The organism is Cyclobacterium sp. 10D3-21 (assembly GCF_055809755.1).
This window is the reverse complement of the sequence record NZ_CM147924.1, coordinates 6899420-6917384: the sequence shown is the minus strand read 5'-3', so window position 1 is coordinate 6917384 and position 17965 is coordinate 6899420. Positions and strand designations below refer to the sequence as shown.

15 protein-coding genes are annotated in these 17965 nt (G+C 38.3%); 8 read left to right on the top strand and 7 right to left on the bottom strand.

The genetic code is table 11. The annotated features are described in order from the left end of the window. The first annotated feature begins 64 nt into the window (after nucleotides 1–64). Nucleotides 65–811 carry a hypothetical protein gene (locus AC0L7T_RS27025; protein WP_473339849.1) on the top strand — a complete coding sequence of 249 codons (747 nt, stop codon included), beginning with the start codon at nucleotides 65–67 and terminating at the stop codon, nucleotides 809–811. A 253-nt stretch (nucleotides 812–1064) separates the two neighbouring features. Here the strand turns inward: AC0L7T_RS27025 and AC0L7T_RS27020 are convergent, their stop codons facing one another. The 3 genes from AC0L7T_RS27020 to AC0L7T_RS27010 form a co-directional block, all read right to left on the bottom strand. Continuing rightward, nucleotides 1065–1604 (bottom strand): NADPH-dependent FMN reductase, encoded by a 540-nt coding sequence (locus tag AC0L7T_RS27020; protein WP_473339847.1) that lies wholly within the window; start codon nucleotides 1602–1604, stop codon nucleotides 1065–1067. Between the two features lie 1403 nt (nucleotides 1605–3007). Next, a complete protein-coding gene (gene tnpA, locus AC0L7T_RS27015; RefSeq protein WP_473339846.1) occupies nucleotides 3008–3469 on the bottom strand; it encodes an IS200/IS605 family transposase in 462 nt (153 codons plus the stop codon). Between the two features lie 1600 nt (nucleotides 3470–5069). Next, nucleotides 5070–6191, bottom strand: a complete 1122-nt coding sequence (locus AC0L7T_RS27010; protein WP_473339842.1) for a Gfo/Idh/MocA family protein — start codon at nucleotides 6189–6191, stop codon at nucleotides 5070–5072. 183 nt (nucleotides 6192–6374) lie between these two features. Between AC0L7T_RS27010 and AC0L7T_RS27005 the strand changes: the two genes are divergently transcribed. Beyond that, nucleotides 6375–6791 carry a GNAT family N-acetyltransferase gene (locus AC0L7T_RS27005; RefSeq protein WP_473339841.1) on the top strand — a complete coding sequence of 139 codons (417 nt, stop codon included), beginning with the start codon at nucleotides 6375–6377 and terminating at the stop codon, nucleotides 6789–6791. Nucleotides 6792–6852: 61 nt separating this feature from the next. On the opposite strand, the gene AC0L7T_RS27000 is transcribed toward AC0L7T_RS27005, so the two are convergent. The 3 genes from AC0L7T_RS27000 to AC0L7T_RS26990 form a co-directional block, all read right to left on the bottom strand. Continuing rightward, nucleotides 6853–8319, bottom strand: coding sequence for a Gfo/Idh/MocA family protein (locus AC0L7T_RS27000; RefSeq protein WP_473339839.1), 1467 nt, complete (start codon nucleotides 8317–8319; stop codon nucleotides 6853–6855). Nucleotides 8320–8657: 338 nt separating this feature from the next. Further along, nucleotides 8658–8894 (bottom strand): acyl carrier protein, encoded by a 237-nt coding sequence (locus AC0L7T_RS26995; RefSeq protein WP_473339838.1) that lies wholly within the window; start codon nucleotides 8892–8894, stop codon nucleotides 8658–8660. A gap of 136 nt (nucleotides 8895–9030) precedes the next feature. Next, nucleotides 9031–10329, bottom strand: a complete 1299-nt coding sequence (locus tag AC0L7T_RS26990; protein ID WP_473339837.1) for a voltage-gated chloride channel family protein — start codon at nucleotides 10327–10329, stop codon at nucleotides 9031–9033. Between the two features lie 509 nt (nucleotides 10330–10838). Between AC0L7T_RS26990 and AC0L7T_RS26985 the strand changes: the two genes are divergently transcribed. The 3 genes from AC0L7T_RS26985 to AC0L7T_RS26975 all read left to right on the top strand — a co-directional run bounded on the left by AC0L7T_RS26985 (nucleotide 10839) and on the right by AC0L7T_RS26975 (nucleotide 15038). Continuing rightward, nucleotides 10839–11732, top strand: coding sequence for a TIGR01777 family oxidoreductase (locus AC0L7T_RS26985; RefSeq protein WP_473339835.1), 894 nt, complete (start codon nucleotides 10839–10841; stop codon nucleotides 11730–11732). Between the two features lie 97 nt (nucleotides 11733–11829). Next, nucleotides 11830–14385 (top strand): M14 family zinc carboxypeptidase, encoded by a 2556-nt coding sequence (locus tag AC0L7T_RS26980; RefSeq protein WP_473339834.1) that lies wholly within the window; start codon nucleotides 11830–11832, stop codon nucleotides 14383–14385. Nucleotides 14386–14531: 146 nt separating this feature from the next. Then, nucleotides 14532–15038, top strand: a complete 507-nt coding sequence (locus AC0L7T_RS26975) for a hypothetical protein (protein WP_473339832.1) — start codon at nucleotides 14532–14534, stop codon at nucleotides 15036–15038. A 15-nt stretch (nucleotides 15039–15053) separates the two neighbouring features. On the opposite strand, the gene AC0L7T_RS26970 is transcribed toward AC0L7T_RS26975, so the two are convergent. Next, entirely contained in the window at nucleotides 15054–15359 is a 306-nt protein-coding gene (locus AC0L7T_RS26970) for a DUF4286 family protein (RefSeq protein ID WP_473339831.1), read from the bottom strand. A gap of 136 nt (nucleotides 15360–15495) precedes the next feature. Here AC0L7T_RS26970 and AC0L7T_RS26965 point away from each other — a divergent pair, with 136 nt between their 5' ends. From AC0L7T_RS26965 to AC0L7T_RS26955, 3 genes are read left to right on the top strand one after another with little or no spacing between them, the layout of a single operon-like run. Continuing rightward, nucleotides 15496–16158: a carotenoid biosynthesis protein gene (locus AC0L7T_RS26965; protein ID WP_473339830.1), complete on the top strand. Its 663-nt coding sequence runs from the start codon at nucleotides 15496–15498 to the stop codon at nucleotides 16156–16158. Between the two features lie 36 nt (nucleotides 16159–16194). After that, on the top strand, nucleotides 16195–16644 hold the full coding sequence (locus AC0L7T_RS26960; protein ID WP_473339828.1) for a sterol desaturase family protein: 450 nt from the start codon (nucleotides 16195–16197) through the stop codon (nucleotides 16642–16644). After that, on the top strand, nucleotides 16637–17533 hold the full coding sequence (locus AC0L7T_RS26955) for a MerR family transcriptional regulator (RefSeq protein ID WP_473339826.1): 897 nt from the start codon (nucleotides 16637–16639) through the stop codon (nucleotides 17531–17533). The genes AC0L7T_RS26960 and AC0L7T_RS26955 overlap by 8 nt, the downstream gene beginning before the upstream one ends. Nucleotides 17534–17965: the final 432 nt, after the last annotated feature.

Genomic DNA, 17965 nt, shown 5'->3' with positions numbered 1-17965 from the left:
GCAAGCATTTCAAGATGCGGAGACAGGTTTTTTTGATGATCCGAACGAACACCGCAATATAGACATGAGAAGGGGCAGGGCGCTAAGTTATGTGAAAGGTGCCTTTAGGCGATTAGATGCCAGTTCCAAATATCCTTACCCCTCAATCAAAAGCAACAAGGACGCTGAAGAAGATGGCCTAATTCATTTGAAATCAGTCGATAATTTTAATGATTGGTTGCATACTTTAGGTTGGGAAGAAAATCCATGGAAGGCAGGGGGAACCTTGTCTGCGCAGGGCAACGTAATCGGCTCTCTTGAAGGCCCCTTACAAGAAGAAATAGTGGAGGCCATGTTTGATTTTCTGGCAACTAATCAAAACGAAAATGGTTTTTGGGGTGGTAGTTCCTTGTATGTTCAACTTTCAGGGGCATTTAAAGTCAGTACCCTTTACAGTATTTATGACAGGCAAATGCCCAATGCCAACAGCATTCTCAAAAGTACCCTAAAGTGCATACGGGAAGAAGAATGCATCAATTCAACCTGGGTTAGGAATCCACTTAACTTACTGGCCGTTATCAAACCCTACGTTGGCATTAGCGAAAAAGAGAAGAATGATATCATAAAAATTTCCATTGACAATGTCCTGCAATTCTCACGTAATGATGGAGGCTTTGCGAATTCAGTAAAGGATGAATATGGTACCACAGATGGTTGTTCACAGGCAATAATCACCAGAAACGCTTTGCGCGATTGGGTAGGACTGGAGCCATTAATAATACCAAATACCGATTCTTTTTTAAGGACATTGGGATCGGCTCAAAAGATGTGATATAAGCCCAGTTTGTTTTAGGTTGAACAGACGCGAGCCTTGGCTATTAAAGGGTCGGCGAAATCTTACTGCAGAATTTCATCTAACTCTTTTAAAGTTTAGATTTCTTCCTGGGATAATTAGCCCGCTATTTTACTAAAACAAAGAGAACAATACGATTTTGGCGGTATTGTTGCTTTTTTTTCTGCAACAATGCTGACAAAATCTCTACTAATCGATGACTTATAGTCCGGGTTAAATCCGGCACCTTCCTTTACTTCTTTGTTGTCAAGTTTTCAAATGCAGAAAGAAATTCGGCTAGATGATTTCTCGTATTTTGATCTGTTATTTCGCCTTCGGTGTTAACCTTTCCCTTTATGCCTTGGATGAGCAGGGTGGTTTCTTCTACGAAAGTTGCCTGAATGGTTTCCATAATTAGCTTCAATTCTTCATGGCCTTTTACACCACTTGCTGATGCCGTTATCAAGCCAACAGGCTTTTCAGAAAAAATGGTGGTAGACACACACCATTCGATCAGGTTTTTTAAACCGCTCGGTATACTGAAAACATATTCCGGAGTACAAATGATTACCCCATCTGCCTTGGCAATTTTCTCTCTCAGGGCAATGATTTTTTCCGGCACATTGTTTTCCGTCAGTGCTGTTTGGAAATGGGGCAATTGGGTCAAATCATCTAACAGTTCCATGTTGAATTCAGTTTGGCCCAGTTTTGCCAGGTGTTTTAATAGAAATAGGTTTCCTGAATTTCGACTGGCGCTGCCACAAATTCCCAGAATGTTTTTCTTTGTGCTCATTTGAAATTTTATGCTATTGGATTGTGATTTTTATGCGATGGAGCAATTGATTTTAGTGCTTTGTCAAATTAAAAGGAGTACTAACCCGAGTTCGAGTTAAAATCACCTTAAAGCAGACGAAATCGTCACTGCGAACCCTTTTTGTGGCGGCATTATGGCGGGAAAGGGTGTGGCAGTCTTTTTTATCTTGGATTAACACGATTTCCTTTACTCAAAACTGCCTTTAAGGCTCTGAAGTTCAATTTTTTTTGGGCTATATAAAATCGAACTCAGGTAACTATTATTTAAAGAAAGGAGAGGCCAAACAATAGCAGGCCCTGAAGAATATAATTTCAATTTACACACTTTTTGTGATGCTGGTATGTTTCTGTAATGCTGTCACCCCTTTGGGGTTTTGATTTGAGATGAATTTGATACCTATAATCCTGTCATCCCTTTGGGATTCGGACTGAATTTGAAGGTTATTATTTAAACATGCTGTTCATTATAGTTGATGAGATATCATAGAAAAAACTGGTGTACAAAAATGGTATTTAACAAGATAACTTGGGTGGTAAAATAAGACCACGAACCCCAAGGGGGTGTTAAGATTATAGAAAATAGGACGACTCAGAATTGCTTATCTATAATCGTTTCATCCCTTCGGGATTGGTTTTTGTGCTGATTCATTTTCAACGTGGAGAGGGATGTTTAGGGCTAATTTGGGATGAAGGCTATGCCGATATGAGCAAGGTATTCAAAAATGCTAATTTTTTTAACCCCAAAGGGGTGCCAAGATTATAGCCGAATGGTACCTGAATAATGACCCGTCCTGAAAAAAGTTTACAGTTTTTAATTTTTTTCATTGGTAGTACTAACACAAATTTACAGAACATAGGATGTAAACCCTGTAGGGGTGGTGTCTCAATCTAGGTAATCAAACAAAAATTCAGTTTCAAATCGTTGATAAAAGTCAAGGATAAGATTTAGCTTAATTTTACCTTGAAAAAAGTAAGTCAATGTCATCCCTTTGGGATTCGGACTGAATTTGAAGGTTATTATTTAAACATGCTGTTCATTATAGTTGATGAGATATCATAGAAAAAACTGGTGTACAAAAATGGTATTTAACAAGATAACTTGGGTGGTAAAATAAGACCACGAACCCCAAGGGGGTGTTAAGATTATAGAAAATAGGACGACTCAGAATTGCTTATCTATAATCGTTTCATCCCTCCGGGATTGGTTTTTGTGCTGATTCATTTTCAACGTGGAGAGGGATGTTTAGGGCCTAATTTGGGATGAAGGCTATGCCGATATGAGCAAGGTATTCAAAAATGCTAATTTTTTTAACCCCAAAGGGGTGCCAAGATTATAGCAAAATGGTATCTGAAAAATACATGAATCCCGTAGGGATGGTATTTTTAATCTAGCCAGTCAAACAGATATTGTTCCTCGTATTCAATTTCAAATCTTTCAAGAAATTCAAAGTATTCTTCTTTAAAAGTTTTCTTTCGATGATGCTCTTCCTGATTAGCTATGTATTGGTACACATGATTCATCTGTGAATGAGAATAGGAAAATGCACCGTATCCTTCTTGCCATTCAAATTTTCCTTTTAGGAATTTTTGTTCATTGATAAAATTAGTTGAATTATTTTTTATGTCTCGAATCAAATCTGAAATAGGCATTGCTGGTTTTAAACCAACAAAAGCATGGACATGGTCAGCCATTCCATTTACTATAATTGCTTTTTGATTTTTGCCTTTTATTATTCCAGAAATGTATTTAAATACCTCATCACGCCAAGGTCTTTTCAATAGATTTACTCTGTCTTTTACGGCAAAAACATATTGGATATAAATTTGTGAGTAAGTGCTTGCCATTTTAAATTGAGTTAGGTTATTTTTTTAGGTTGTAATTATCACAAAATCAATATAATATAAATTCCCATCGTTGAAAAACTAAATTTTATAGTGCAGTATTGTGTCACCCCTTTGGGGTTTTGATTTGAGATGAATTTGATACCTATAATCCTGTCATCCCTTCGGGATTCGGACTGAATTTGAAGGTTATTATTTAAACTTGCTGTTCATTATAGTTGATGAGATATCATAGAAAAAACTGGTGTACAAAAATGGTATTTAACAAGATAACTTGGGTGGTAAAATAAGACCACGAACCCCAAGGGGGTGTTAAGATTATAGAAAATAGGACGAGCCAGAATAGGATTTAAACTCCGTAGGAGTGGTATCTCAATCTAGGTAATCAAATAAGATATTTATTTGAATCATTGATAATAGTCAAGTATAAGCCATAGTTTTTCACAGAAAACCCGGTATTGTGTCACCCCTTTGGGGTTTAGATTTGAGATGAATTTGATACCTATAATCCTGTCATCCCTTTGGGATTCGGACTGAATTTGAAGGTTATTATTTAAACATACTGTTCATTATAGTTAATGAGATGTCTTAGAATAAACTGATGCTTAATAAGGTAACTTTGGTGGTAAAATAAGACCACGAACCCCAAGGGGGTGTTAAGATTATAGAAAATAGGACGAGCCAGAATAGGATTTAAACTCCGTAGGAGTGGTATCTCAATCTAGGTAATCAAATAAGATATTTATTTGAATCATTGATAATAGTCAAGTATAAGCCAATAGTTTTTCACAGAAAACCCGGTATTGTGTCACCCCTTTGGGGTTTTGATTTGAGATGAATTTGATACCTATAATCCTGTCATCCCTTTGGGATTCGGACTGAATTTGAAGGTTATTATTTAAACATACTGTTCATTATAGTTGATGAGATATCATAGAAAAAACTGGTGTACAAAAATGGTATTTAACAAGATAACTTGGGTGGTAAAATAAGACCACGAACCCCAAGGGGGTGTTAAGATTATAGAAAATAGGACGAGCCAGAATAGGATTTAAACTCCGTAGGAGTGGTATCTCAATCTAGGTAATCAAATAAGATATTTATTTGAATCATTGATAATAGTCAAGTATAAGCCATAGTTTTTCACAGAAAACCCGGTATTGTGTCACCCCTTTGGGGTTTTGATTTGAGATGAATTCAATACCTATAATTCTGTCATCCCTTTGGGATTCGGACTGAATTTGAAGGTTATTATTTAAACTTGCTGTTTATTATAGTTAATGAGATGTCTTAGAATAAACTGATGCTTAATAAGGTAACTTTGGTGGTAAAATAAGACCACGAACCCCAAGGGGGTGTTAAGATTATAGAAAATAGGACGACTCAAAATAAGATTTAAACTCCATAGGAGTGGCATATCGATTTATTAGGCTGCTACCCTTTGGGATTTGGGTTTGTTCTTAAGGTGGTTTATGGGGATCTATTGTCGTTTGCAATAAATTTCTATAGTCAAAAAAAATCCCAAAGAATTTCTCCTTTGGGATCTATTGTGAAATTTAGGCAAATGAACATTAAAGCCAATAGTTTTACCGGTTAGCCAACTTTACCCCAAATCAATCTTTACTTTTTTACCCGTTTTTACGGCTTTGTAGATGGCATCTATTATGATTAGGTCTTTTAGACCTTCTCTTCCATCTACTGGAACTTTGGCCTCTTCACCATCTAAGATAATCCCTGCCATTTTATCCATTTGTACAGTTTGGTGGGTGATGTGTGGGTAGCTGAGAGGGCCTTTATTGGTTTTGGCTTTGATAGGGCCATAGCCTGTGGAAGGTTGCATCTCTGCAAAGCCTTTGGTGCCATTTAAGAAAAACCTATCCAGGTTGCTTGTGCTATAGGTTGACAAACAGGACGAAATCACTCCGCTTGGAAATCCAAATTGGAAGGTAATGGTTTCATCTACACCTTCCTTGAATTTCACGGGGTCGGTTTTGGTTTCTTGGGCCGTTACCCAGATTGGTTCTTCACCTACCATGTACCGGGCGCCATTGATAGAATAAATGCCTATGTCCATCATGGCACCGCCGCCTGCCAATTCCTTGTTGAGTCGCCATTGGGTCGGATCACCTATCCTAAATCCGCTTAAGCCCTGAAAGAATTTGATCTCACCAAATTCACCACTGTCACGCAAGCGAATAATTTCCAAAGTGTTGGGCTCGAAGTGCATGCGGTATCCCACTAATAATTTAACACCCGCTTTGTCACAAGCGGCCACCATTTCTCTGCCTTCTTTGGCATTCAGGGCCATTGGTTTCTCACAAATCACGTGTTTTCCAGCGGCTGCTACCCTAAGTGTTTGATCGTGGTGGAGGGCATTTGGTGTGATGATGTAAACGGCATCGATATCCGGGTTGTCCTTGATGGCATCAAAGTTTTCATAGTTGTAGCAATTTTTATCAGGGATATTATAAGTGGCCTGCCAGTCTTTAATTTTGGATGGCGTTCCACTTATCAAACCTACCAATTTGGCATTTTTGGAATCCAGCATTGCTTTGGCCACACGCGTACCATAGCTACCCAATCCCATTATGGCAACTCTTAATGTGCTTGCTTTTTTCGCATTGCTATTCATACCTGCTTGTGCTTTTTGAGTGAAATTTGGGATCAGGGGAAGGGAAACTGCGGAAAGAGTCAGTTTTTGCAAAAAGTTTCTTCTGCTTGTCATGGTTTAATTAGGTTTAGTTATACCTCAAATAAGCAAGGGCAAATCTATTTTGTGCTAATATCACAGGCACCATTGCCTAATTCGGGTCAAATTCTTTAATTACAAGATATTGTTTTTTATCTGAAAACGGAAAATAAATTATTTTTTACCTTTACACAAATAGGAAACCTAAAAACAGCGTATATGTCTTCTTCTCTTACTTATCAGCCCGAGCCTGAATTAAAGGCAGCCGATTTTCAAAAGCTGCTTATCGCTTCTACTCTCGGCGAGCGCAGGCCGGTGGAAGACCTGGAACGTCTGGAAAAGATGCTTGTGAATGCCGATTTGATCCTTACTGCAAGGAAGGATGGTGAATTGATAGGCATTGCCAGGTCCATCTCTGACCATTGCTATAGCACTTACCTTTCAGATTTGGCGGTACATAGTGATTATCAAAATCAGGGAATAGGAAAAATGCTCGTGAAACTTACCAAAGCGAAATTTCCATTGGCAAATCTAATATTGCTTTCGGCACCAAAAGCCATCGCCTATTATCCTAAAATAGGAATGAAAAAACATGACCACTGTTACCTTTCGGTTCCTGAGGACCCGATTTATTGATTGACTGCAACCTGGATATAAAAAAGGCTGCTTCTTTTCAGAAACAGCCTTTACAATTGTTTTAAACTTTATCCGGTGAGGGAAGGTCAAATTCTGATCTCCTCGGGTCAAATAGCAGTCTGTTAGCTTCCACAGATCTATCTCCAGTGAAAAATTCTGTCTCTCCATCAAATTCCAACCATGGCCCTACGATATAATCCGCCTGGTCCACAGGAACACCCATCCCATCTCTAGCGATTTCGTGGATTTTCATAAATTCTTCAAAAGCCAACTTATTGTCACCAAAGCTTCCGGCCTTTGCATTGAAAGGTACTTTTTCTCCCATTCTATAAGAGATGTTCATCAAGTGACCTAAGGTACAGCTGTAATGGGCATCAAACATATTGCCATTGGCCATTGTAGGATCATTGGCACGACAGGCGTTTACAAAGCTACCAAATGCTCCTCCAGGAGTCATAGGGACTTTCTTAACATCTACATTACGTGCCTGGCTTCCATTGTGTGATTTGTACTCGCCATCTATTAGTTTGCCACCATCTTCAAAATAAAAACGGTTGGTTACTTCTTTTACATAACCTTCATGGTTTGCATTTCTAACATTGAAAAATACATATTGGCCATTGGCAAATTGCGCCACAGCAAACATGGTATTTGGGGTTTCGCCCTGGTCATCCCAGTTGAACCTGCCACCCATAGCCATCACCCTTACCGGGTGGGTATTGGCTACCTCATCATCGAGTGCCCAATAGGCCACATCTAACTGATGGGTTCCCTGATTGTTCAATTCTCCGTTTCCTACCTGCCAGTTCCAGTGCCAGTTATAATGTACCAGGTTTTCATTGTACTGGTCAATTACCGCAGGACCTTTCCATAAGTTCCAGTCCAGATTACTAGGAGGAGCGGTATTTGGTTTGTAGCCTATACCTTCCCTTGGTTTACAGGCAAAGCCATGCGAAACCAACATTTTCCCATATTTTCCTGACTTGATATCACTAACCTGGTCACGCCATTCGTCGCTACTTCGCCTTTGAGCGCCATGTTGAACGACGATTCCATATTTCTCGGCAGCTGCCAAAGCAATACGCCCTTCGTGGACGTCATGACTGGCAGGTTTTTCTACATAGCAATGTTTGCCATTCTGTGCTGCCCATACCACCATTAAGGAATGCCAGCTATTTGGTGTCGCCACACTGATGGCATCAATGTCTTTTCTCTCAAGTACCCGACGCACATCTGCTTCACCTGTAACCCGATTGCTTTTGGTGTCTCCATCACGAAGAGATTGAACTCGTTGATTGAGTACATTCTTGTCAGGATCTACTAAATAGGCAATTTCAACATTGTCCATACCTGAAAAAGCTGCAATATGGGATTTCCCCCGTCCATTTACACCGCAAACAGCCATTCTAAAACGGTCGTTTGCGCCAATAATTGAACCGTAAGATTTTGCACTAAAGCTCATGGCACCGATGGTCAATCCACTGGCACCAAATATAGATTTTTTGATAAACTCTCTTCTTTCTTTCATGCTTTGGGTTTATATACTTCCGAAATGGAACCTGAAATATGCAATAGGAATTTTATTGCATATTTCGGATTAAAGGTATAAGTAAAAGAAAAATGAGTTTTATTTCAAGTTTTGCCGAACTTTTTATTTGATAGGCAAAACATTAGCGTTCAATATTTTTGAAATAAGAAGTTTTTTGTGGAGTGAATTTTTCCAGATAAAAAAATAATGTATTTTGGTACTGTAATGGCTAAAAATAAATACTCCTCAAATTGTACAATTTGAAAGTGTGAAAATGAAAAAGTTGGAACCAATCTTGTCCTCAAATATGGATATGAAAATACCCATTTTAAATGAGCTTAAGAGGCCTTTAGCAAGGTGTCAATAAGTTCTGATGGTGTTTGAATACGTGCTACTTTGTCATCTTCCAGCTCTTTATTCAACTCATATTCCAATTCGAAGATCAACCCAGACACAAAAATTTTGTCCATCCTTAAATCATAATAAAAGTTGGCTGCTTTTTGTTTTCCGGTTAAAGGGATACCGTAAGACTGGAAAATTTCAATTGCCTTACGCATTGCTGCAATATTGTTCATAAGTATTAAATTCAATTCAAATTCAATACGGTCATACCAGTTAATTTGTTGTGCATTTGAACAAATTTTTTCATTAAAATTTGTTATAGAGCCTATAAAACTACTGGAAATTTACTTTAAGTTTGGAATTTGACAATTATAAATCACCTAATTTTTCCCCTTTTCTCTTCAACAATTCTTCGTTTTTTGGGGAGCCTATTACCTGTGAATGGTAAATGCCCGAGTGGCCACTGAATAGGTAGGCCAAAACACAAGCCAAACCGATATACACACCTGGGAGGGCCCCAAATAGCTCAATTCCCATCAAGGTGCAGGCCAGAGGAGTATTGGTAGCACCTGAAAAAACGCCTACAAAACCCATTCCCGCTAATAGCGCTACAGGTAGTGGAATGATGGCTGACAATGCATTGCCAAGGGTGGCTCCTGTAAAGAACAAAGGTGTAACCTCACCTCCTTTAAAACCGGAACCCAGGGTTAGTGAAGTTTTAGCGATTTTCACCAAAAAATCATACCAGGGTAAATCTTGCGAAAAGGAGTCGACAATGGTAGGTATGCCCAATCCTATGTATTTGGTGTCTCCGATGATAAAGACTGAGGCGGCAATGATCACGCCGCCCACCAAAGGCCTGAATGGAGGATATTTTATTTTACGGCGAAAGAAATTTGACCAGAAATGGGTGGATTTGGAAAAAAGCCTGGCAGCCAATCCAAAACAAATCCCTGCAGGAATTACCCATAGCACATTGATGATATCAAATGGCGGTACCATCGGAACTGAGTACTGGGTATGATGTACCAACCAGATGCCCTCGCAGGCGAAATTTGCGATTATGGCAGCAAGAAAAGCAGGGAGAATCGATTCATATCTTACCCTGCCAACTATTAGCCACTCCAAAGCAAAAACGGCTCCTGCCAGTGGTGTGCCAAATACAGAAGCAAAACCTGCTGCTACTCCTACAGTAATGACCATCTTTCGGTCCCCATCAGTAAGTTTAAACCATTTTGTGAATTGATCTGCAATTGCCCCCCCCATTTGAATAGCGGTACCCTCTCGACCGGCAGACCCACCGAAGAGATGGGTAACTAATGTGCCAAAAAGGACCAGTGGCGCCATCCTTAGAGGGATTATTTTTAATGGATTGTAAAATTCCTCCAGCAATTGATTATTGCCTTTGACTACAGAAGTACCATATCGGTGGTAAACCCAACCAATGATAAAACCTCCAAAAGGTAAAAATAGGATAATCCAAATATTGGCCTCCCGGTATTGTGTTACCCAGTTTAGAGAAATTAAAAATAGAGCAGATGCAGATCCTACAAGCGTGCCAATGACCAATGCTAAAACCAACCACTTGGCAGTAAAGGCCAGATTTGGAAGCAATTCCTGAAATATATATTTGTAAAACGAAAGTAGGTTCCGGTTCCTATTTGACATGAAGCCAATAATTTACATTCTGAAATACCATTGCCCCAGGCCAAATTTAATAATTGGTGAAGCTGGTGACATTGAAAAGCGAGCCAGAAAGTTTTATCAATTTACCCTTATAAATCTTGTAAATCGCTTCGTATTTGAAGACCATCAGCAATTCAAAGCAAATATAGGCAAACATTTTATTATATTAATTTATAATAATTAATGCTTGTATCGGTGAGTGAATTCAGTAATTATAAAATCATTTCTGTTCTTTTTCCTGATGCGCTTTACTTTTATTGCACTTTCAAATAGAGGCTTTTATAGACGTTTTTGGGCAGGAAGGACCCTTGAAATTCTTTAAGTGATTGAAAAAATGTAAGCGTGAATAGGGATGTAACGGATTGTTTTTTGTACGATCCAGAGAGCTCTCTCTAATTCTTGTACTACTTTTTTTTCATTAGTAATTACATGGAATAATTTTTGTGGAGGCTAACTTTCGATGAATTTTAGAAAATTGGGGTAAATCAATTATGCGAAAAATACTTATTACCGGAGGATCAGGGCTTGTTGGTACTTCCATCACAAAAAAACTTGAAGCAAAAGGGAAAGAGGTAGCTTGGTTGAGTAGAAATCCGAAAGAATATTCCCAAAAGGCCTTCTTTTGGGATCCCAAAAATGGGAAAATAGAGGATAAAGCAATAGAATGGGCAGATGCTATAATCCACCTTGCAGGAGCTGGAGTAGCTGACAAAAGGTGGACAGAGGACCGAAAAAAAGTAATTCTGGATAGTCGGCTAGATAGCAGTGAGGTACTCTATAAGGCTTTGAAAAAAGCCACAAAAAAGCCACAAGCCATTATTTGCTCAAGCGCTGTAGGCTTTTATGGATTTGATACGGGAGAAAAACTGGTTTTTGAGGGAGATCCACCTGGTGATGATTTTTTGGCCGATGTGGTTCGGAAATGGGAGAAAGCCACAGATAAATTTCAAGAATTAAACATACGTACGGTTACTTTTCGCATAGGTATAGTATTGGCCAAAGAAGGGGGAGCACTAAAGGAAATGTTAAAACCACCAGTAGCAGCACCCTTGGGTTCAGGACAACAGTATTTAAGCTGGATTTTCATAGAAGATTTGTCCAGAATGGTTGAATATGCCCTCGAAAACCATGGCGTATCGGGAATTTATAATGCGGTAGGACCTGTTCCAGTTACCAATAAAGTACTTACCCAAAGGGCTGCTGAATACAAAGGAAAACCTTTTATTAATATAGGCGTCCCTTCCTTTGCACTGAAGCTAGGACTTGGTGAGATGGCCAATATGGTTTTGGGAGGAAACAGAGTCAGCAATGAAAAAATTGAAGGTACAGGTTTTAAGTTTGAATTTGGAGATCTCAACCAAGCCCTTAAAAAAATATTCGTCTAAGTTTTGATAAATGACGGTTCGATTTAAAAAAAAACATCCTAAATTTCGATTCCTGAAATAACACAACTGTAATTACGTGTAATTAACCCCACAAAAAATGAAAAGAGGCCTATTGAGCAGTATATTGTTATTTCTGTTTTTTTCGGTTAATGCTCAAACTGTTAATCTAGATTATTACCTTCCTAAGGATTATTCTTATGATGAAGAAATAGCAAAACCTTCTTCAATTCTAGGTTTTGAGGTAGGGGAGTGGCATGCCAATCACACCCAAGTGGTACAATACTATAAGGCCATAGCCGCCCAATCACCCAGAGCTACTTTGATTACCTACGGCTACACTTATGAAAAGCGGCCTTTAATCATGTTGGCAGTGTCTTCTCCAAAAAATATCAAGCAGCTTGACAAGCTTAAAGAGCAAAGGGGAGGTTTGAGATATCCTGATTTTAAATCTGATCTCGAAGGAATGCCAGTGGTGATGTATATGGGGCATTCGGTCCATGGAAACGAAGCGTCAGGCGTTAATGCTTCGCTTCTTTCAGCTTACCATTTTACGGCCGCTAAAGAAGTTGAAGAGGACCTGGAGAATATTATATTGCTGATTGATCCCGCTATAAATCCTGACGGAATCAACCGCTTCGCTTCATGGGTAAACAGTCACAAAAGCTATTATCCAAATGGGGATTCAAATAATAGAGAGCTGAACGAATCCTGGCCAAGGGGAAGAACCAACCATTATTGGTTTGACCTGAATAGAGATTGGATACCTGTACAGCATCCAGAATCCAAAGGTAGAATTGCCCAATTACAAGCCTGGCTACCAAATATAGTCCTTGATTTTCATGAGATGGGGACAGACAATACCTACTTTTTCCAGCCGGGAATACCTAGTCGAAACAATCCACTTACTCCAGCCAAGAATTTTGAATTAACAGCGAAAATAGCAGAATACCATGCGAAATATCTCGACGAAATAGGCTCCCTTTATTACTCCAAAGAAAGTTTTGATGATTATTATTTTGGCAAGGGTTCTACTTATCCTGACATTCAAGGAGCTGTTGGGATTCTTTTTGAGCAAGCTTCTTCTAGAGGAAACCTTCATGAGAGTGCCTATGGAGAGATTTCTTTTCCATTTACCATCAGGAACCAATTCACTACAGCCCTTTCATCGTTTGATGCAGCTACGGATATGAGGGTAGAGTTGAATACCTATATGTCTGATTTTTACAAGGATGCCAAGACTGAATATACTAAAGATGATGACAAGGCCATTATATTTGGTGCCATGGAGGATTATGGAAGGACCTACCATTTTGCGGATATCTTATTGCAACATAACATACAGCTTTATAGTCTTGAAGAGGATGTTACACTCAATGGCGTACCTTTTAAGTCGGGTAAGTCTTTCATTGTCCCTTTAGACCAACCCCAGTACAGGCTTGTTAAATCTTTGTTCGAAACCAGAACAACTTTTCAGGACAGTTTATTTTATGATGTTTCTACCTGGAACATGCCGATGGCATTCAATTTAAACTACATGTCCTTGAGCAGCAAAATATTAAACCTGGCGAAAGTTGTAAACGTCAGTAGCGGGCTTCCTTTTAAAGAAGGCAAAGTGCTAGGGGATGCAGGTGCATACAGTTATGCCTTTGAATGGGAAGAATATTATTCCCCCAAAGCCCTATACAAATTAATGGATCTTGGGTATCAGGTGAGGGTAAGTCACAAGGAATTTCAAACCAAGGACAAGAAAAGTTATGGAAGAGGAACCATATTGGTTGAAAAAGGAAAAGCTGATAAGAGCGACAATGCCTTTTATGAGGATCTCAAAACAATAGCAACATCTACCGGAGTGAATATTTATGCATTGTCTACCGGGCTTACAGGGGGTGTTAATCTTGGCTCTCCAAGCATAAGCGTATTGAAAAAACCATCCATAGCTCTATTAGTTGGGGATGGGGTGGGAAGTGCTGATGCTGGCGAAATATGGCATCTTTTTGATCAACGCATGGAGATTCCAATTACATTAATGGCCTCTCATAGGATGTCTGGTGCAGATCTCAACAGGTACAATGTAATAATTTTGCCTACTGGTGATTATTCTGTTTTTGGAGAAAAAGAAGCTGGAAAGCTAAAATCCTGGGTACAGGATGGAGGTACGCTTATAAGTCGGGGGGCTGCTATGAATTGGCTATCAGACCATGATATCGCCGTTTTTAACTTCCAAAATCCTGATTATAGTGACACTACAAGCCAAAAGCAATATGCGGACCTGAACAATGATAGGGGTGCAAAAGTAACCGGAGGAGCTATTTTCAATGCTAAATTAGACATTACACATCCTATCGGTTATGGTTATAAAACGGCTGATATTCATGTTTTTAAGCAAGGGAATCAGTTTCTTGAGCCTTCAGGTAATCCTTATGCGAATCCAGTGGTGTATACGGAAAGCCCTCTTGCAAGTGGCTATGTGCATCCGACCAACCTGGAAATGATGAAAAACAAAGGGGTGATTCAGATTTCAGGCAAAGGAAGAGGCAAAACCATTGGATTTGTAGATAACCCTAATTTTAGAGCTTATTGGTTTGGTACAAATAAAATGTTTTTGAATGCAGTGTTTTTTGGGCAGACTATAAATAACGCTTCTACCAGATAGAAGCTGAAACTACTCTTAAAAATAAGATTTCCTATATTGTCCAAAGCATTTCTCTTCAAGAAATATCGAAATTAAAAGCTGTAAATTGTGAAAAGACCGTATTTTTCTAATTACTTTTCTTTAATTTGCAGGATCAAAGGCGAATTATGAAAAGAAAACTGTTTCCATTAGATAAAAATTATATCCTTAGGCAAGCCCAAGATGCCATTGAAAAGGAGATGATGGATCTGATGGTGGAGGAATTGAAAAATGCCTTTACTTTATTGTTCAATCCACTTGAACTACAGGATGATACCTACTTAAAAATTCTTTCTAAAAAGTCTTTTCCGGAAGAGCATCTATCCATAATATACAAGCAATTGGCAGGTATTTTTAGGTACAAGTTTGGTACCAACCAGCTGGAGCTAAGGTTTGATGGAAAAAGCCACTTTGAAAAATATCAGGAAGACTGGAAGGGCACATTTCATAACTGGATACAGACTCTGGGCCAGAATCCAGCATATGTGAAGAACCTGTTAAGAATGACCTTGCTCTACGACACCTCATCCCGGGCACTATTTGCAGAAAACAGGTGCAAGTCTATTTTGAATGAACATTTTGGACTTCTAATTATTAAAAGAAAAGGGGATCTTCTTATGAAAACAGGTAGCTGATTTCCAGGGTTTGTATTAATCTACGGATTCTAAAACAGACTTGAAAGAAACAAACTGACTCCCAAACTTTTCTTTTATTATTTCACTAAGTACAGCGGCATATCTGGATTGGAAGAATTCTAAATCTTCCATACTTTCTGCAAGAAATTGGGCGGAAAAATTGATTCCATTACCATTGTCTTCCTGTAATAGACGGAAAAAGCGTTTCTCGTAAAATAATCCGGTTTGCATTATTCTTGCCAAATATTCCTCCTTCATCCAATTGATAAATTCTTCCTCTTTTTCACTGTCAATATTTATTGTTATGTTGTAAAGTACCATTGGCTCACGTGTTATGACTTGTTTAATTCAATTTCCATTAAATTCGTCCCGATTCTTTCGAACAAAAATGTAAAGAAACACTTATAGTATATTGAAAACAAAAATAACAGGTCAATATTTAATTTTCTGTTTTGCTATGCGTAATAATATGGTCAACGTAACCTTTTTGAAGCCTGAAAAATCCCAGGTCGCCAAGATTTTCGTTACGATACTTCACCTGGTGGGCTTATTGGGATTGTTTTGGGAAAAAAGCCGAGCAGTGTTTCAGCTGATTACACCATTTCATTTGTTATTGGTCACCGGCATCCTGCTCTATTTTCACAGGGACTTTAACAAAGGATTCTATGGATTTTTCTTGTTTTCATTTTTTGTCGGCATGATTACTGAAATTGTGGGTGTCAATACCGGACTGCTTTTTGGGGATTACAGTTACAGCGCCGTCCTTGGATTTAAGGTGTTTGGGGTGCCCTTGATGATAGGCCTAAATTGGTTTTTACTGGTTTACCTTACAGGAGGTATTTTTCAAAAAATGATAAAAAATGACCTTATTGCAGCAGCTTCAGGCGCGGCTTTAATGGTGCTACTGGATTTAAGTCTTGAAAGGGTGGCTATAGCCCTGGATTTCTGGCAGTGGCATCAGGAAAGCATTCCTGTATCTAATTATATCACCTGGTTTATAGTCGCCTTTATTATTCAAATTACCTATAGAAAGATTTCCTTTGAAAAGGAAAATAAGCTTATTCTGGTTGTATTTTTCAACCTGTTTGCCTTTTTTGCCATTTTGGCAACGATTCTATAATAAAACAAAATCACCCCTAGTTTGGTTTAATTAAAAATGATTTACGCTTTGTTTTATATTCTGGTTGGATTTATGTCCATGGAATTTTCCGGATGGTTTATTCATAAATATCTAATGCATGGTATTTTTTGGAAAATTCATAAAACGCATCATGGTCATTCCAAAAGCTTTTTTGAGCTCAATGACCTTTTCTCTGTGCTTTTCGCTAGTATTGCTATCATCTTGATTTTTTTAGGAGTGAGTACTTTTGACTATAGATTTTGGATGGGTTTGGGAATCACCCTATACGGTTTAAGCTATTTTATTTTGCACGATATATTAATTCACAGAAGAGTGAAACTCTTTAGTAAACCAAATGGTGGATACCTTGCAGGCATTTTCAAAGCCCATCAAGCGCATCATGCAAGTAGGAAAAGAGATGGAGCAGTTTCTTTTGGATTATTCATTGTACCTAACAAGTACTTTAAAAAAAAGGTAAATGAGTAAGTATTCTATAAAAGACCTGGAGAAATTATCTGGCATAAAGGCCCATACTGTCAGGATCTGGGAGCAGCGGTATAAACTACTCAATCCAAAAAGAACGGAAACAAATATCAGGTTTTACGATGATGATGACCTGAAGTTAATTTTAAATGTAGCCTTACTCAATGAAAATGGATTGAAAATTAGCAAAATCGCTAAAATGACTGTTGAAGAAATGAAAGGGGAGGTGCTTCAACTTACGGACCGGTCTTTTGCTTATGACGATCAAATTCACTCATTGGTTTTAGCTATGGTGGAGTTCAATGAGGAAAGGTTTGAAAAGATTATTTCCACCAATATTCTCAAAATTGGATTTGAACTGACTATGTTAAATATCATCTATCCATTTTTGTCCAAAATAGGTGTTTTATGGCAAACTGGAAGCATCCATCCGGGGCAGGAGCACTTTATATCTAATCTTGTAAGGCAAAAATTAATCGTTGCCATAGATGGACAAATGTACATGGGAGAAGGTAGGAAATTTTTATTATTCTTGCCAGAGGGCGAATTGCATGAAATATCGCTCCTTTTTACTTCTTATTTACTTAAGGCCAATGGACATAAGGTGATTTACCTGGGCCAAAATACTCCAGATGAGGATTTAAATAATGTATATAAAGTGCATAAACCAGATTTTCTCGTGACGGCCATTACTTCAAATCCCTCTAGTGAATTTGTTGAGCCTTATTTGCAATCCCTAGGTGAAAGGTTTCCGAAATCCAAGATTATTGCGTCAGGATATCAAATCCTTGGACAGAATTTTAATTTGCCTCCAAACATTATTTTGATGCAATATTTGAAGGAGATAAAAGAGTACATCAATTTACTACCTACAAATGCAGCCTTATCTTAGCCCTTAATTTGAGCTGACATTGTTTTGAAGGGGTTTTCTGGTGTAATTTTTAACCTGATAATTGTTAATTGCTTAATAAATATCGTGATATGGGTAAAATATTAAGTAGAATAAAGGTAAAATCACACATTTTTTATACTTTTGCCATCGCATTAGCCCAAAATATGCGAAAATCATGTCTTTCCCAAATGGAACCTTCTTGTTAAGCTCAGGAAATGCTGACATAGAAACTAGATTTTGCATCCTTGATCCTTTGGTTTTTATAAAGAAAATCTAAAGTTACGCCCAATTATAGCCCCACATAAACAAGTGAAATCAATTCAAATTTGATTTAGCCCAAAATAGGTCTCGACCTTTATTTATATGAAATTTTGGTTAGAAACTTAAGGTAGGAACCATTTCCATCCTGCTGTACCCACTTAAGTAATTTTT

Bases quoted from the DNA above. Each gene is read 5' to 3' on its own strand.
- AC0L7T_RS26975 (WP_473339832.1), top strand. From the start codon at position 14,532: ATGAAAAGAAAACTGTTTCCATTAGATAAAAATTATATCCTTAGGCAA.
- AC0L7T_RS27025 (WP_473339849.1), top strand. From the start codon at position 65: ATGAGAAGGGGCAGGGCGCTAAGTTATGTGAAAGGTGCCTTTAGGCGA.
- AC0L7T_RS26965 (WP_473339830.1), top strand. From the start codon at position 15,496: ATGCGTAATAATATGGTCAACGTAACCTTTTTGAAGCCTGAAAAATCC.
- AC0L7T_RS26970 (WP_473339831.1), bottom strand. From the start codon at position 15,359: ATGGTACTTTACAACATAACAATAAATATTGACAGTGAAAAAGAGGAA.
- AC0L7T_RS27010 (WP_473339842.1), bottom strand. From the start codon at position 6,191: ATGACAAGCAGAAGAAACTTTTTGCAAAAACTGACTCTTTCCGCAGTT.
- AC0L7T_RS26995 (WP_473339838.1), bottom strand. From the start codon at position 8,894: ATGAACAATATTGCAGCAATGCGTAAGGCAATTGAAATTTTCCAGTCT.
- AC0L7T_RS26960 (WP_473339828.1), top strand. From the start codon at position 16,195: ATGATTTACGCTTTGTTTTATATTCTGGTTGGATTTATGTCCATGGAA.
- AC0L7T_RS26955 (WP_473339826.1), top strand. From the start codon at position 16,637: ATGAGTAAGTATTCTATAAAAGACCTGGAGAAATTATCTGGCATAAAG.
- AC0L7T_RS27005 (WP_473339841.1), top strand. From the start codon at position 6,375: ATGTCTTCTTCTCTTACTTATCAGCCCGAGCCTGAATTAAAGGCAGCC.
- AC0L7T_RS27020 (WP_473339847.1), bottom strand. From the start codon at position 1,604: ATGAGCACAAAGAAAAACATTCTGGGAATTTGTGGCAGCGCCAGTCGA.
- AC0L7T_RS26985 (WP_473339835.1), top strand. From the start codon at position 10,839: ATGCGAAAAATACTTATTACCGGAGGATCAGGGCTTGTTGGTACTTCC.
- tnpA (WP_473339846.1), bottom strand. From the start codon at position 3,469: ATGGCAAGCACTTACTCACAAATTTATATCCAATATGTTTTTGCCGTA.
- AC0L7T_RS26990 (WP_473339837.1), bottom strand. From the start codon at position 10,329: ATGTCAAATAGGAACCGGAACCTACTTTCGTTTTACAAATATATATTT.
- AC0L7T_RS26980 (WP_473339834.1), top strand. From the start codon at position 11,830: ATGAAAAGAGGCCTATTGAGCAGTATATTGTTATTTCTGTTTTTTTCG.
- AC0L7T_RS27000 (WP_473339839.1), bottom strand. From the start codon at position 8,319: ATGAAAGAAAGAAGAGAGTTTATCAAAAAATCTATATTTGGTGCCAGT.